Genomic DNA, 15,068 nt, shown 5'->3' with positions numbered 1-15,068 from the left:
GTTGCACTGCCTTCGCACCCGCCGCCCACCGGGAGCCCCGCATGCGTCGATGGCTATTGCGCGCGGCCTGCGCGCTGCCGCTGGTCCTGCTGGCCCTGGCCGCGGCCGCCTGGCTGCTGCTGCGCGGCAGCCTGCCGCGCCTGGAGGGCAGCATGGCGCTGCCGGGCCTGGCGGCGCCGGCCACGGTGCAGCGCGATGCCCTGGGCATCGTCACCATCGACGCCGCCAGCGCCGGGGACGCCGCCCGCGCCCTTGGCTACGTGCACGCGCAGGAGCGCTTCTTCGAGATGGACCTGCTGCGCCGCGCCGCCGCCGGCGAACTGGCCGGACTGTTCGGCCCGCGGGCGCTGGACACCGACCGCAGGCGCCGCATCCACCGGCTGCGCGCCCGCGTGGAAGCGCGCCTGGATGCCTTCGCCGGCACGCGGATGCCGCAGCTGCAGGCCTACACCGAAGGCGTCAATGCCGGGCTGGAGGCACTGCCGGTGCGACCCTGGCCCTACCTGCTGCTGCGCCAGCCGCCCCGGCCGTGGCAACCAGCCGACACGGCCCTGGCCGGCTACGCCATGTACTTCGACCTGCAGGACGCGGAGAACCGCCGCGAGCTGGCGCTGTGGCGGCTGGGCCGGCGCCTGCCGGCACCGCTGCGCGAGCTGCTGCTGCACGACGGCAGCCAGTGGGACGCGCCGCTGCTGGCCCAGCCGCGTGGCGACGCCGCGCTGCCGGACGCGGCGGCGGTCGACCTGCGCCGGCTGCCAGCTCCGCCCGCCGCCGGCCAGCCGCTGCACGAGCCTGCCAGCCCCGGCAGCAACAACTGGGCGGTGGGCGCCGCGTTGACCACCGACGGCCGCGCCATCGTCGCCGACGACATGCACCTGGGCCTGCGTGCCCCCAACCTCTGGTTCCGGGTGCGGCTGCGCTATCCGGACCCGGCCGCGCCCGGCGGCCGGGTCGACGTCAGCGGCTTCTCCCTGCCCGGCCTGCCGGCGGTGGTCGTGGGCAGCAATGGCCACGTGGCCTGGGGCTTCACCAACGCCTATGCCGACACGGCGGACTGGTTCCCGGTGCGCCCCTGTGGCGAAGGCCAGGCCCAGGACTGCGATCCGGTGGCGCGGCACGTGGAAACCATCCGCGTGGCCGGCGGCGACGACGTGCAGCTGGAGATCCGCGAGACCGCGGCCGGTCCGCTGGTCCACGCCGACATCGATGGCCAGGCCCTGGCCCTGCGCTGGGTGGCGCACCTGCCCGGCGCGCTCAACCTGGGCCTGGCCGGCTTCGCGTACGCGGCCGACCTCGACCAGGCCCTGGCGATCGCCGACCAGGCCGCGATCCCGGCGCAGAACCTGGTCATCGCCGACCGCCACGGCGCCATCGCCTGGCGCATCCTCGGCCCCTTGCCCGCCCGCGCACCCGGCTGCACCGGCCTGCGGCCCGACGGAAGCACCGCTACCTGCACGCCGTGGCCGCTCGCCAGCGCCAGCGTGCCGGTCCTGCGCGACCCGCCCGGGCAGCGCCTGTGGACCGCCAACGCCCGCACCCTCGACGGCGAGGCGCTGGCGCGCGTGGGTGATGGCGGCTATGCGCTGGGCATCCGCGCCTGGCAGATCCGCGAGCGCCTGCACGCGGCGGACCGTTTCGACGAGCAGGCGCTGCTGGCCATGCAGCTGGACGACCGCGCCCTGCTGCTGGAGCCGTGGCACGACCTGCTGCTGGGCGAAGCCCGGCGCGCTCCCGCGGGCTCGGCGCTGCGCGCCCTGGCCGATGCCGGCGGAGACTGGAACGGCCATGCCGCGCCGGAGTCGGTGGCCTACCGCCTGGTCCGCGCCTGGCGCCTGGCAGTGCACGCGCGCATTGCCCGCGGCCTGGCCGCGCCCGCGCTGGCACGGCTGGGGCCGGAGTTCGAGCTGCCTGCGTTGCCGCAGCTGGAAGGCGTGGCCTGGCCGCTGCTGCGGCAGCGCCCGCCGCACCTGCTTCCGGCAGGCTTCGACAGCTGGGAAGCGCTGCTGGAGGATGCCGCCGCCGAGGTGCGCGACGCGCTGGCCGCGGCCGGGCCCCTGGCCGCACGCCGCTGGGGCGAGGAAAACACTGCTCGCATCTGCCATCCGCTGTCCGCGGCCGTGCCCGCGCTGCTGGCCCGGCGCCTGTGCATGCCGGCCGACGAACTGCGCGGCGACCGCATCGTGCCGCGCGTCGCCGCGCCCGCGTTCGGCGCCTCGCAGCGCATGGTGGTGGCGCCCGGCCGCGAGCAGGACGGCCTGGCGCACATGCCCGGCGGCCAGGGCGGGCATCCGCTGTCGCCATTCCGCGGCGCCGGCCACGACGACTGGGTCCACGGCCGGCCCACCCCGTTCCTCCCGGGGCCGGCAAGATACACGCTCACCCTGCGGCCGGTCGCCGCGCGGGAATGAAACCACCGCAAGCACACCACCCATGCCGGATTCCACCCTCGATCCTGCCCTGCGACAGGGGCTGTCGCGCCGCTTCGAACGCATCGTGGTGTTCAGCGGCGCCGGCATGTCCGCCGACAGCGGCATCCCCACCTTCCGCTCCGGCAGCAATGGCCTGTGGCACGAGTTCGATCCGCAGCAGCTGGCCACCCCGCAGGCCTGGCGCCGCGACAGCGCCCTGGTCTGGGGCTGGTACGAATGGCGGCGCGGGCTGGTGATGCAGGCCGCGCCCAATCCGGGCCACCTGGCCGTGGCGCGGATGCAGCAGGCCCTGGGCGCACAGGTGGTCACCCAGAACGTGGACGACCTGCACGAGCGCGCCGGCGTGGCCGACGTCCTGCACCTGCATGGCAGCCTGTTCGCGCCACGCTGCTTCGACTGCGCGGCTCCGCACCCGCTGCCTTCACCTCCGGGCGCGGCGCAGCGGCGGCTGGAGCCGCCGCGCTGCGCGCACTGCGGCGGTGAAGTGCGTCCGGGCGTGGCCTGGTTCGGGGAAATGCTCGACGACACCGTCTTGCGGCAGGCGCAGGAACGCATCGCCGGCTGCGACCTGTTGCTGGTGGTCGGCACCTCCGGCGTGGTCCAGCCGGCCGCCGGGCTGGTCGGGCTGGCGCCGCGTGATGCGGTGGTGGTCGAAGTCAATCCGCAGCCGGGCGCGCCGGGTGCGCGCCGTATCCACCGGCTGCCACTCAATGCGGCCGTGGGGCTGCCATTGCTGGCTGAGCTATTGCTGCGGCCCTGAAGCCCCCGCCGGGTTGGCGGGGCGCCAGGGTGGGTTGAGAGGCCGGGACTTCCACATGGCCGGCACACCGGCCCTCACCCCTCCTCTCTCCCGGGGAGAGAGGAGGGACAGCGGTGCGTCACCCCGCCAGTGCCTCGTTGTGCACGCCGGCCACCGCGCGGCCGGAGGGGTCTGCCATCTTCGCGAAGCTCGCGTCCCAGGCGATCGCCGCCGGCGAGGAGCAGGCGATCGACTTGCCGCCGGGCACCGTCTCCGCCGCGGCCTGGCCGGGGAAGTAGCGCTCGAAGATCGTGCGGTAGAAATACGCCTCCTTGGTCTGCGGCGGGTTGACCGGGAAGCGCTTGTCGGCCGCGGCCAGTTCGCGGTCGGAGACCTGCGCCTCGGCGTGCGCCTTGAGCCCGTCGATCCAGCCGTAGCCAACGCCGTCGCTGAACTGCTCCTTCTGCCGCCACAGGATCTCCGGCGGCAGGTAGCCGTCGAAGGCGGCACGCAGGATGCCCTTCTCCATCCGCTGCGGGCCGGCATCGCCCTTGCGCACCATCTTGTGCGCGGCGTCCATGCGCATGGCCACGTCGAGGAACTCGCGGTCCAGGAACGGCACCCGCGGCTCCACGCCCCAGGCCATCATCGACTTGTTCGCGCGCAGGCAGTCGTAGTAGTTGAGCGCATCGAGCTTGCGCACCAGCTCCTCGTGGAACTCGCGCGCGTTGGGCGCCTTGTGGAAGTACAGGTAGCCGCCGAACACCTCGTCGCTGCCCTCGCCGGACAGCACCATCTTCACGCCCATGGCCTTGATCCGCCGCGCCAGCAGGAACATCGGCGTGGACGCACGGATGGTGGTGACGTCGTAGGTCTCGATGTGGCGGATCACTTCCGGCAGCGCGTCCAGGCCTTCCTCGAAGGTGTACTCGAAGCCGTGGTGCACGGTGCCCAGGGCGTCGGCGGCGACCTTGGCCGCGGCCAGGTCCGGCGAACCCTTCAGGCCGATGGCGAAGGAATGCAGGCGCGGCCACCAGGCCTCGCTGCGGCCGCCATCCTCGACCCGGTGGCGCGCGTAACGCGCGGCCACCGCCGCCACCAGCGAGGAATCCAGCCCCCCGGACAGCAGCACGCCGTAGGGCACGTCGGTCATCAGCTGGCGGTGCACCGCCGCCTCGAACGCCTCGCGCAGCTCCTGCAGCGGCACCGACACGCCCTCCACCGCGGCGTAGTCGCGCCACGGCCGCTGGTAGTACTTCGTGAGCTCGCCGGTGGCGGTGTCGTACCAGTGCCCCGGCGGGAACTGGGCCACGTCCGCGCATTCGTCCACCAGCGCCTTCATCTCCGAGGCCACGCGCAGGCGGCCCTCGCGGTCGTGGCCCCAGTACAGCGGCACCACGCCGATCGGGTCGCGCGCGATGATGGCGCGCCCCCTGGCCTTGTCCCACAGGGCGAAGGCGAAGATGCCATTGAGCCGGTTGAGGAACGAAGCCGGCGCGTCCTCGCGGTACAGCGCGTTGATCACCTCGCAGTCGGAGGCGGTCCGGAACGCGTACGGCTGGCGCAGTTCGTCCTTCAGCAGGGCGTGGTTGTAGATCTCGCCGTTCACCGCCAGCGCCAGTTCGCCATCCTCCGACAGCAGCGGCTGCGAGCCGCCGGCCGGGTCGACGATGGCCAGGCGCTCGTGCACCAGGATCGCCCCTTCGTCCACGTACACGCCGCTCCAGTCGGGGCCGCGGTGGCGCTGGCGCTGCGACAGGTCCAGCGACTGCCGGCGCAGCTGCTGCAGGTCATCGCCCGGTTGCAGGCCGAAGATGCCGAAGATCGAACACATGGGAAGGGACTCCTGGATGTTGGCGCGTGGTGGTGGTCGCACTCCGGTGGCGGGCACAAAAAAACCCGCATCGGCCGATGCGGGTTTTCTCGTTCCCCGGGCAGTTCCTGCTTATGCCCGGTGGCGCCCCCGCATCGGCCGCGTACGGTTATTCGCCGCAATATTGTTGCGGTTGGCATTGGCCGGATTGGCGCGGCTGATCGAAGGCATGGGCCGCACGTTAACCCCGCGCCGGGCCCGCCGCAACCGTTGCCTTGGCAACTGACGCCTCGCTCACGCGGCGGCCCCAATACTCCGCCCACGGCGCATCCGGCGCCGGCCGCCGCACCGCCCGGGGAGACACCGCCTTGCCTGAAACCAGTCGCCGCCTGACCCGCACCACCCAGGTCGTTACCCGCCTGGCGCGCCATCGCCGCATCCTGACCGGGATGGACTGGAGCCAGGCGCCGCCGGTGGAACCGACCGTGGCCCACGTATCGGAGGTCGCCGAGGCCAAGGCCTTCGCCGCCGACCTGGAGGCGCTGGGCCCGGCCTTCATCAAGCTGGGGCAATCCCTGTCCACCCGCCCGGACCTGGTGCCCGCGGCCTACATCGACGCACTGGACCGGATCCAGGACGAGGTCGCGCCGGTGCCGACCGCGGTGATCGAGAAGACCATCGAGGAGGAGCTGGGCGCCAAGGTCGGCCGCATCTTCGCCAGCTTCGACCCGGTGCCGCTGGCCGCCGCCTCGCTGGCCCAGGTGCACCGCGCGACCCTGCGCGACGGCCGCGAAGTGGCGGTGAAGGTGCAGCGCCCGGGCATGGAAGCCGCCATCCGCCTGGACCTGGAAGTGCTGGCCGGACTGGCCGGCACCGCCGATGCGCTGACCCAGGCCGGGCGCCGCCTGCGCTTCGCCGACTGGATCGCCGAGTTCCGCAAGATCCTGCTGCTGGAGCTGGACTACCGGCGCGAGGCCGAGAACCTGGAGCGCTTCCGCGAGCGCCTTTCCGAATACCCGCACCTGTTCGTGCCGGCGCCGGTCTGGGGCCTGAGCACCTGCAAGGTGCTGACCATGGAACTTGTGCACGGCGAGAAGGTCACCTCGGTCACCGGCCTGCAGCGCACCGAGCTGGACCTGCGCACGCCGGCTTCGGAACTGATGCGCGCCTACCTGGACCAGGTGTTCGTCAACGGCGACATCCATGCCGACCCGCACCCGGGCAACGTGCTGCTATGCCGCGACGGACGCCTGGCGCTGATCGACCTGGGCATGGTCGCGCAGGTGGCGCCGCGCATGCGCGAGCGCCTGCTCAAGCTGCTGTTCGCCGCGGTCGACGCGCGCGGCGAGGACGTGGCGCGCGAGCTGGTGGCGATCGGCACGCGCCTGGAGCAATTCGACGATGCCGCCTTCAGCCGCGACACCGGGCAGCTGGTGGCGCGCTACGCCACCGGCGGCCGCCGCACCTCGGAGGGCCGGCTGCTGCTGGACCTGGTGGCCTGCGCGGCCGAACGCGGCCTGCGGGTGCCGCCGGAGATCAGCCTGCTCGGCAAGACCCTGCTCAACCTCGAGCGGGTGGCCGACGCGCTGGACCCGGAAATGGACGTGCGCGAGCTGGTGGAGGAACACCTGCAGTCGATCATGCGCAAGCAGCTGAGGCGCTCGTTCTCCAGCGCCAACATGGCCAGCGAGGCGCTTGAGGTGCAGGCGCTGCTGCGCGACGCGCCGCGCAAGATCTCCGACACCCTGTCGCTGCTGGCCGAGAACAAGATGCAGGTCCGCCTGGACGGCCTGGACCACTCCAGGATCATGGAGAACCTGCAGAAGATCGCCAACCGCATCGCCGCCGCGGTGGTGACCGCGGCGCTGCTGCTGTCCTCGGCGATGCTGATGAGGATCGAGACCAAGACGACCCTGTTCGGCTACCCGGTGCTGGCGGTGCTGCTGTTCCTGGTCGGCGCCGGGCTGGGCATCGCCATTGCGCTCAGCGCGCTGATCTTCGACCGCCGCGCCAAACCGGCCGAACGCAGCGGCCCGACCTGAGGCTCAGCGCGCGCCGGGCTGCAGCAACAGCCGCTCGAGCAGGCACTGGTACAGGCCAGGCAGCGCCTCCAGCTCGGCCACCGACACGTGCTCGTCGACCTGGTGGATGGACGCGTTCACCGGCCCGACCTCGATGCACTGCGCGCCCAGCGGCGCGATGAAGCGCGCGTCGGAGGTGCCCCCGCCGGTGCTTTCCTCCGGCGGCGCGCCCGCCACTTCCGCCAGCACCTCGCGCGCGGCGCGGCGCAGCGGGCCTTCGGGCGTGTAGAACGGCTCGCCGCTGCGGTGCCAGCGCAGCTCGTAACCGAGCCCATGGCGGTCCAGCAGTGCGGCGATCTCCGCCTCCAGCCGCGGCGCGTCCCAGTGCGGGTTGTAGCGCAGGTTGAACAGCACCTGCAGCTCGCCGGGGATCACGTTGTTGGCGCCGGTGCCGGCGTGGATGTTGCTGACCTGCAGGCTGGTCGGCGGGAAGCTCTCGTAGCCTTCGTCCCAGACCCGCGCCACCAGTTCGGCCAGCGCCGGCGCGGCCTGGTGGATCGGGTTGCGCGCCTTGTGCGGATAGGCGACGTGTCCCTGCACGCCCTTCACCGTGAGCGTGGCCGACAGGCTGCCGCGGCGCCCCACCCGCAGCAGGTCGCCCAGCCTGGCGGTCGAGGACGGCTCGCCGGTGATGCACCAGTCGATCCGTTGCCCGCGCTGGCGGAAGGTCTCGGCCACGCGGCGCACGCCGTCGATGGCATCGCCCTCCTCGTCCGAGGTCAGCAGCAGCGCCAGCGTGCCGGGATGGCCGGGATGCGCGGCGACGAAGCGCTCGGCCGCGACCACGAACGCGGCCACGCTGCCCTTCATGTCGGCCGCGCCGCGGCCGTACAGCACGCCGTCGCGCACCTGCGGCTGGAATGGATCGCTGGCCCAGGCCTCGCGCGGGCCGGGCGGGACCACGTCGGTATGTCCCAGCAGCACCAGCACCGGGCCCTCGCCGCTGCCATGCGTGGCCCACAGGTTGTCGACCTGGCCGTAGCGCAGCGATTCGCAGGCGAAGCCGGCGCGCCGCAGGCGCGCGGCCAGCAACGCCTGGCAGCCGGCGTCGTCCGGCGTCACCGAGGGACGCGCGATCAGTTCGCAGGCCAGGTCCAGGACTTCGCTCATGCTCTCGATCCCTATCCGGGTTGCGGCCGGCCGCCGCGGTATGGCCTCAGCCGACGCCGAACAGCTTCTTGAAGCCGTTGTCGGAGAAGCCCTGGCTGAAGCTGCCGTCCTCCCGGACCACCACCGGGCGGCGCACCAGCTGCGGATGCTCGCGCAGCAACAGCTTCCACTCCGCCTCGCTGCCCGGCGACTTGCGGTTCTCCGGCAGCTGGCGCCAGGTGGTGGAGGACTTGTTGACCAGGGCATCGAAGCCGCCGGCCTTGCCCGCCCACTCCACCAGGGTCTCCGGCGAGGGCTTGTTGTCGCGGTAGTCGACGAAGGTGTACGGCACGCCGAAGCGGTCCAGCCACTTGGTCGCCTTCTTGCAGGTATCGCAGTTCTTCAGGCCGTAGATCGTGTTGCTCATGCAGTCTCCGGGGCGCGGCCGCGCTCAGCGCGCGACCACGGGCAGTTCGATGTAGCTGGCGGCGTCTGCCGAGTGGTGCACGGCGTTCTCCGCCACCACCGGCTCGGACTCGGTCTCGTTCGCGCCGCCGGTGTTGAGGTTGCGGGCGAACTTGGGGAAGTTGGAACTGGTCACTTCCACGCGGATGCGGTGGCCCTTGCCGAACTGGATCGAGGTGGCGATCGGGGTCGGCCGCAGCTCGTAGACCTGGCCCGGCTGCATCAGCCGCGGCGACTCGTAGCCGTCGCGGTAGCGCGCGCGCAGCATGGTGTCGCCGACGATCCACGCGGTGCCGTCCGGGGCCACGTCCACCAGCTTCACCGCAAAGTCGGTGTCCGGCGCGCTGGAGGAGACCTTGAGCACCGCGTCGACGAAGCCGGTCACTTCCAGCGGCTGCTCCAGCGGCTCGCTGGTGTAGACCAGAACATCGTGGCGGGCCTCCACCTGGCGCTGGTCGAAGGCGCCGGGCGTCACCAGGCCGCCGTTGCAGCAGTCGCCGCCGCCGATGGTCTGCACCGGGTTGGCCGGGTCGTAGACGAAGCGGTCGGCCGGCGCGCCGGCGGGCGGCGGTCCGGGCGACAGCCGGCCGTCGCCGTGCAGCGAGTTGGCGCGGCCGTCCGAATGCAGGTACAGGCGCAGCGGCCTGGCCGCCTTCGGCGGCCACTGCTCGTCGGCCTGCCACTTGTCCAGGCCGATGGTGAAGTAGCGCACCTTCGGCGTGCTGGACGGGAAGGCCTTCTTCTCGCCCTTCAGCCAGCGGTCGAAGAACGCCCAGATCTGCTCGCTGACCGGGAAGCTGGCGTCGCCGACCTTGCGCGCGCCGACCGTGTAGTCGGGGCCCAGCTGCCAGAACTGGCAGTGCGGGTTGGGGCCGACCACCACGTACTGGTTGGCGCTGGCCTCGGCGTCGGTGCCGGCGTTGCGTGCGTGGTTGAACAGCTCCAGGTTCGGGCCGATGGACACGTCGTACCAGCTGTTGAACCACAGCGCCGGCACGCCCCAGCCCATGGAGTCGTGGTACAGGCCACCCTGTTCCCAGGCCGGGTCGGCCGGGCCGTTGCGGCGGATCAGCGCCTCGAAGGTCGCCGGCGGCTCGCCCAGCGAGGACAGCAGTTCGCTGTACGGCAGGTGCCAGATGTGCCTGGCCCAGTCGACCTTGGGCTTGGTCGCGTGCAGGTCGTTGTACTGGGCCACGCGCGCGCGCAGCGGGCCGTCGAGGTCCTGCGGCAGCTGCGCGCGCAGCGGGTTGTCCACCCCGTACATCCACACCGCAAACAGGATGCGCGGCACGCCGCCGGTGTAGAAGTTGCCCTGCTCGCGGAAGCGTCCGACCTTGCCGATGCCGGCGCCGGCGGCCATCGGCACCATCGCCGCGTGCGCCGGGTGGTCCAGCGCCGCCAGCGCCAGCTGCCATTCGGCCGAGGACGAGCAGCCCAGGGTGCCGACCTTGCCGTTGGACCAGGGCTGGGCCGCGATCCAGTCCAGGGTGTCCCAGCCGTCGGTCTGCGGATGGCCGAGGATCTCGTAGTCGCCCTGGCTGAAGTAGCGGCCGCGCTCGTTCTGCACCACGAAGGCGTAGCCGCGGCGCACGGCCTCGATCGCCAGCTGCGCCGAGCGCCCGCGCGGGTTGTGCTCGTTGTACGGGGTCTTCCACAGCACCGTCGGCAGCTTGCCGGTGGCGCCCTTCGGCCGCCAGACGTTGGTGGACAGGCCGACGCCGTCGCGCATCGGCACCAGCACCGCGGTCTCGGCCTCGGCGATCTCCGCCAGCTCGGCGCGCAGGCCGTCCTCGCTGTAGCGGGACAGCTCCCCGGCGCATGCCAGCGGCACCACCGCCGCCAGCACCGCCGCCAGCCAGCCAACCCGCTTCCCCTTCCTGCGTTCCGCCTTCATGGGCATTCACCCCCCGGGAGTGGACGATCTGGATCCTCAGCCGCGCAGCAGCTCGTTGATGCTGGTCTTGGCGCGGGTCCTGGCGTCGACCTGCTTGACGACCACCGCACAGTACAGCGAATGGCTTCCGTCGGCAGCCGGCAGCGAGCCGGACACCACCACGCTGTACGGCGGCACGTAGCCATAGCTGATCTCGCCGGTGGCGCGGTTGTAGATGCGGGTCGACTGGCCGAGGAACACGCCCATGCCGATCACGCTGTGGTGGCCGACGACCACGCCCTCCACCACCTCCGAGCGCGCGCCGATGAAGCAGTGGTCCTCGATGATGGTCGGGCTGGCCTGCAGCGGCTCGAGCACGCCGCCGATGCCGGCGCCGCCGGAGATGTGGCAGTGCTTGCCGACCTGCGCGCAGGAACCGACCGTGGCCCAGGTGTCGACCATGGTGCCCTCGCCCACGTGCGCGCCGATGTTGACGAAGCTGGGCATCAGCACCACGTCCTTGCCGAAGTAGGTGCCGCGGCGGGCGACGGTGCCCGGCACCACGCGCACGCCAAGCTTGCGGAACTCGGCCTCGCCCCAGCCCTGGAAGCGCAGCGGCACCTTGTCCCAGTACGGGCCGGGCGCGCCTTCCATCACCACCATGTCGTTGACCCGGAAGTACAGCAGCACGGCCTTCTTGAGCCATTCGTTGACCTGCCAGCCGCCGTTGCCGTCCGGCTCGGCCACGCGGAACTCGCCGCTCTCCAGGCCGCCGATCACGCGCTCGACCAGCGGCCGGGTGGAGCCGTCGATCTCGTCCAGGGTCAGGCTGGCGCGGCGTTCGAACGCGTCCTCGATCGAGAAGCGCAGCTCGGCCAGGCCGGGCTTCTCGGCGGCGGCGACGGCGCGCTTGCGCGGCGCGGCGGGCTTGCGGGTGGCGGGGGTCTTCTTCGGCGTCGTTGCCATCAGCGTGCGGCTCCTGTGCTGTCGGGATCCAGCCGCGTGCGGAGCTCGGCGCGCAGGGCCTCCTGCGCGGCGCCGTCCAGCGGCCGGTCATGCTCGTCGGTGATCTGGAAAAGGTCCTCGGCGCGCTCGCCGAAGGTGGCGATGCGCGCGTCGTGCACGCGCAGCCGGCAGGCGCGCAGCGCCAGCGCCACCTCCGCCAGCAGGCCCGGGCGGTCCGGGCAGACCAGCGACAGCAGGCTGCGGCGGCCGTCGGCGGTGGTGTTGAACTCCACCGTCGGCGGGAAACGGAAATGGCGCAACTGCCGCGGCGCGGCGCGCCGGGTGGCGCGCACCTGGTCCAGCTCGCCGGACAGGGCCTGGGCCAAGGCCGCCTCCAGCTGCACCGGGTCGCCGCTGGCGAAGCTGTCGGCCGGCAGCACCTCGAAGGTGTCGAACACGGTGCCGTTGGGGCCCATCAGCACGCGCGCCTGGTGGATGCCGTAGCCGTGCCGGTCCAGGGTGGCCACGATCGCGGCGAACAGGCCGTCGCGGTCGGGCGAATGCACGAACACCTCCAGCGCGGTGCCGGCGATGCGCCGCACCGCGACCCGGGTGTCGCCCATGCGCACGTCCACCAGCAGCATGGTCTGCCAGGCCAGCTGCTCGGGTCGGAAGCGCAGGAAGGCCTCGTCCGGCATCTGCGCGAACTGGCGGTCGATGGTGGCGTCGTCGAAGCCGGCCGCGCGCACCAGGGCACGGGTCTCCTCGCGCGCCTCGGCCACCCGCGCCTCCACGTCCAGCGGCGCCTCCAGGCCCTCGCGCAGCATGCGCCGGGTGGCCAGGTAGAGGTCGGCCAGCAGGCGGTCCTTCCATGCGTTCCAGACCTTGGGGCTGGTGCCGGCGATGTCGGCGCAGGTCAGCAGGTACAGGTAGTCCAGGCGCTCGCGCTCGCCCATCAGGATGGCGAAGCGGCGCACCACCTCCGGGTCGGCGATGTCCTGCTTCTGCGCGGTCACCGACATGCGCAGGTGCTGCTCCACCAGCCAGGCCACGAGCCCGGTGTCGGACTCGCTGAGCCCGTGCGCGGCGCAGAACTCGCGCGCGTCCACCGCGCCTAGCTCGGAATGGTCGCCGCCGCGGCCCTTGGCGATGTCGTGGAACAGGCCGGCCAGCAGCAGCAGCTCGGGTTTGCGCAGGCGCGGCCAGACCTCGTGGGCGATGGAGAAGCGCTCGTCCGGCTGGCCGCTGGCGAAACCCGCCATGTTCCGCAGCACCATCAGGGTGTGCTGGTCCACGGTGTAGGCGTGGAACAGGTCGAACTGCATGCGCCCGGAGACCCGGGCGAAGGCCGGCAGGTACTGGCCGAGCACGCCCAGCCGCGCCAGCCGGGTCAGGGTCTCGACCGGGCGCGGCCCGCGCAGCAGGGCCATGAAGCGGGCGCGCGCCGCCGGGCCGGCCTCGGTATAGGGCGGCAGCCGCGGCAGCGCCTCGGCCAGCGCGCGCGCGGTGCGCGAGTGCAGGCCGCGGATCTCCGGATGCGCGGCCCAGGTCGAGAACAGCCCCAGCACCTCGCGCAGGTCGCGCTCCGGCCAGTACGGCGCGGCGGCCGCGAGGTAGCCGCGCTTGAGCCCGAAGTCCGGGTTCAGCGGCACCGCCTCGGCCTCGCCGTCGAAGGTCTCCTCGAAGCGCTGCAGCAGCCGGTCGCTGATCCGGCGCACGATCGCGGCGCTGCGGTAGAAGCCCTGCATCATCTTTTCGACCGCCAGGCTGTGGGCGTCGTCCTCAAGCCCCAGGCGCCGCGCCAGCAGCTTCTGGTAGTCGAAGCCCAGCCGCTCCTCGGGGCGCCCGGCCACCAGGTGCAGGCCGAAGCGCAGGCGGCCCAGGGCGCGGCGCTCGCGCGCCAGCGCCGCGGCCTCGTCCTGGCCCAGGTGGCCCAGCTCCACCACCGCGTGCAGGTCGCTGACGCCGAACGCGCGCAGCGCCATCCAGCCCAGGGTGTGCAGGTCGCGCAGGCCGCCGGGGCCGTCCTTGATGTTGGGCTCGAGGTTGTCGGATGTGTCGCCGAAGCGCTGGTGGCGCGCCTGCAGCTCCTCGCGCTTGGCCAGGAAGAACTCGCGCGGCGGCCATACCCGCTGCGGGGAGATGGCGTCGGCCAGGGCCGCCTGCGCGGCGGCGTCGGCCACCAGCGGGCGCGCCTCCAGCAGCGCGGTCATCACCGTCTGGTCGGCGGCCGCGGCGGTGCACTCGGCGGGCGAGCGCACGGCGTGGCCGACCGGCAGGCCGGCGTCCCACGCCAGGGCGAAGAAGCGGGAAAGCGCGGCCTCGTGCGCCTGCTGCGCGCCGGCCTCGGCCAGCACCAGCAGGTCGATGTCCGAGCGCGGGAACAGTTCGCCGCGGCCGTAGCCACCCACCGCGAACAGGGCCAGCCCGGGAGCCTCGCCCAGGCAGCGCGCCCAGGCCTGGCGCAGGACCAGGTCCACCGCGCGCGCGCGCAGCGCCAGCAGGCGGTCGATGTCGGCCTCGGGGCCGTAGCGGCGGGCCAGCCGCGCGTCGGCGGCGGCCAGCTGGGCGCGGGCGGTGGCGGCCCAGTCGGCGTCGCTGGTCGCGGCGACGCCAGCCACGTCCACCGGGCCGGGACCGCTCACGCCGGCGGCTGCTGGCCCGGCGCCAGCGTCAGCACGTCCACCCCGTCCTCGGTGACGGCGACCATGTGCTCCCACTGCGCGGAGAGCTTGCGGTCCTTGGTGACCACGGTCCAGCCGTCGGGCAGCACGCGGGTGTAGCGGGTGCCCTCGTTGATCATCGGCTCGATGGTGAAGGTCATGCCCGGCTTGAGCACCAGGCCCTCGCCCGGGCGGCCGTAGTGCAGCACCTGCGGCTCGTCGTGGTAGACCTTGCCGATGCCGTGGCCGCAGTACTCGCGCACCACCGAGAAGCGCTCGGATTCGGCGTAGCTCTGGATGGCGTGGCCGACGTCGCCCAGGGTGGCACCCGGCTTCACCGCGCGGATGCCGCGCCACATCGCCTCGAACGTGGTCTCGACCAGGCGCCGGGCCATCACCGACGGGGTGCCGGCGTAGTACATGCGGCTGGTGTCGCCGTGCCAGCCGTCCTTGATCACGGTGACGTCGATGTTGACGATGTCGCCGTCCTTGAGGACCTTGGTGGCGCTCGGGATGCCGTGGCAGATGACGTTGTTGACGGAGATGCAGGTGGCCTTGGGGTAGCCCCGGTAGCCGACGTTGGCCGGGATCGCGCCCTGCACGTTGACGATGTAGTCGTGGCAGATGCGGTCCAGTTCCTCGGTGCTCACCCCCGGCTTCACGTGCGGGGTGATCATTTCCAGCACCTCGGCGGCCAGGCGGCCGGCGACGCGCATCTTCTCGATTTCTTCGGGGGTCTTGAGGTGCAGGGTCATGGCGGGGATTATCGCCTATTCGCGCCCCTCCGGCGGCCCTTCCGCGCCCGCACGCGGCCTGCCACGCCCCCGCACCCCGGGTCGTTTGCCCCGCCCCCGCCCCGGCAGGTATACTTCCGCGTCTCTGTTTGCCCCCGCCAGGGGGACGCCCACGCCGGGCGCAGGGTACCGGGCTCCGTCCCGGCCGGCGAATACACACCTGACGCCAATGCCCGT

11 protein-coding genes are annotated in these 15,068 nt (G+C 72.6%); 4 read left to right on the top strand and 7 right to left on the bottom strand.

The features are described from left to right. Positions 1-41: 41 nt before the first annotated feature. Entirely contained in the window at positions 42-2,408 is a 2,367-nt protein-coding gene (locus PSEJ31_RS0110000) for a penicillin acylase family protein (protein ID WP_028915366.1), read from the top strand. Between the two features lie 22 nt (positions 2,409-2,430). Continuing rightward, on the top strand, positions 2,431-3,189 hold the full coding sequence (locus PSEJ31_RS0109995; RefSeq protein WP_051403713.1) for an NAD-dependent deacylase: 759 nt from the start codon (positions 2,431-2,433) through the stop codon (positions 3,187-3,189). 118 nt (positions 3,190-3,307) lie between these two features. On the opposite strand, the gene asnB is transcribed toward PSEJ31_RS0109995, so the two are convergent. Then, positions 3,308-5,002, bottom strand: coding sequence for an asparagine synthase B (gene asnB, locus PSEJ31_RS0109990; protein ID WP_019398600.1), 1,695 nt, complete (start codon positions 5,000-5,002; stop codon positions 3,308-3,310). Between asnB and PSEJ31_RS17110 the strand changes: the two genes are divergently transcribed. Further along, positions 4,983-5,267: a hypothetical protein gene (locus PSEJ31_RS17110; protein WP_186828132.1), complete on the top strand. Its 285-nt coding sequence runs from the start codon at positions 4,983-4,985 to the stop codon at positions 5,265-5,267. The two genes, asnB and PSEJ31_RS17110, sit on opposite strands and share 20 nt — an antisense overlap. An 82-nt stretch (positions 5,268-5,349) precedes the next feature. Next, entirely contained in the window at positions 5,350-7,023 is a 1,674-nt protein-coding gene (locus PSEJ31_RS0109985; protein WP_028915364.1) for an AarF/UbiB family protein, read from the top strand. A 3-nt stretch (positions 7,024-7,026) separates the two neighbouring features. On the opposite strand, the gene dapE is transcribed toward PSEJ31_RS0109985, so the two are convergent. From dapE to map, 6 genes are read right to left on the bottom strand one after another with little or no spacing between them, the layout of a single operon-like run. Continuing rightward, positions 7,027-8,172 (bottom strand): succinyl-diaminopimelate desuccinylase, encoded by a 1,146-nt coding sequence (gene dapE, locus PSEJ31_RS0109980; RefSeq protein WP_028915363.1) that lies wholly within the window; start codon positions 8,170-8,172, stop codon positions 7,027-7,029. Positions 8,173-8,218: 46 nt separating this feature from the next. Then, a complete protein-coding gene (locus PSEJ31_RS0109975; protein WP_019398603.1) occupies positions 8,219-8,578 on the bottom strand; it encodes an arsenate reductase in 360 nt (119 codons plus the stop codon). Positions 8,579-8,602: 24 nt separating this feature from the next. Continuing rightward, complete coding sequence (locus PSEJ31_RS0109970) at positions 8,603-10,510, bottom strand: CocE/NonD family hydrolase (RefSeq protein ID WP_019398604.1); 1,908 nt, start codon at positions 10,508-10,510, stop codon at positions 8,603-8,605. 36 nt (positions 10,511-10,546) lie between these two features. Next, positions 10,547-11,455, bottom strand: a complete 909-nt coding sequence (dapD, locus tag PSEJ31_RS0109965; protein ID WP_019398605.1) for a 2,3,4,5-tetrahydropyridine-2,6-dicarboxylate N-succinyltransferase — start codon at positions 11,453-11,455, stop codon at positions 10,547-10,549. Further along, entirely contained in the window at positions 11,455-14,079 is a 2,625-nt protein-coding gene (glnD, locus tag PSEJ31_RS0109960) for a [protein-PII] uridylyltransferase (protein ID WP_084220846.1), read from the bottom strand. Before glnD ends, dapD begins: the two co-directional genes overlap by 1 nt. Continuing rightward, positions 14,076-14,852 carry a type I methionyl aminopeptidase gene (gene map, locus PSEJ31_RS0109955; RefSeq protein WP_019398607.1) on the bottom strand — a complete coding sequence of 259 codons (777 nt, stop codon included), beginning with the start codon at positions 14,850-14,852 and terminating at the stop codon, positions 14,076-14,078. Before map ends, glnD begins: the two co-directional genes overlap by 4 nt. Between the last annotated feature and the right edge of the window lie 216 nt (positions 14,853-15,068).

It is taken from the genome of Pseudoxanthomonas sp. J31, assembly GCF_000510725.1.
GTDB lineage: Bacteria > Pseudomonadota > Gammaproteobacteria > Xanthomonadales > Xanthomonadaceae > Pseudoxanthomonas.
This window is presented reverse-complemented; position numbering and strand designations above follow the sequence as displayed.